Origin of the sequence: Halorubrum sp. SP9 (genome assembly GCF_005435015.1) — an archaeon.
Lineage (GTDB): Archaea > Halobacteriota > Halobacteria > Halobacteriales > Haloferacaceae > Halorubrum > Halorubrum sodomense.
In genome coordinates, this window is record NZ_SGXU01000545.1 from 1 (window position 1) to 326 (window position 326).

The window sequence follows — 326 nt, forward strand, 5'->3', positions numbered from 1 at the left end:
GGACCGTCATGGGCGATCGCCTTTTCGAGTGCGTCGTTGAGGTCGGCGGGGTCGTCGACGAAGAGACCGAGGCCCCCACAATTTTCTGCGAACGCAGCGAACTCAGGGTTGACGAGGTCGGTCTGCCAGACGTCCCAGCCCCCGGTCCGCTGCTCTTTGCTGATCTTCCCGAGTTCGTCGTCGTTCAACAGGACGTGGGTAACGTCCATGTCGTACTTCACCGCGGTCGTGAACTCACTCATGTACTGGCCGAAGCCACCGTCGCTGGATACCGAGACCACCTTGCGACCGGCGAACTCCGACTCCGGCTCTTGGGTGGCTGCCCA

Annotated in this window: 1 protein-coding gene; it reads right to left on the reverse strand. The window is 62.3% G+C overall.

The genetic code is table 11. The features are described from left to right. Positions 1-242: thiamine pyrophosphate-dependent enzyme (locus EXE45_RS18535; RefSeq protein ID WP_241989547.1), on the reverse strand; the 242-nt coding region annotated here is incomplete at its 3' end. Between the last annotated feature and the right edge of the window lie 84 nt (positions 243-326).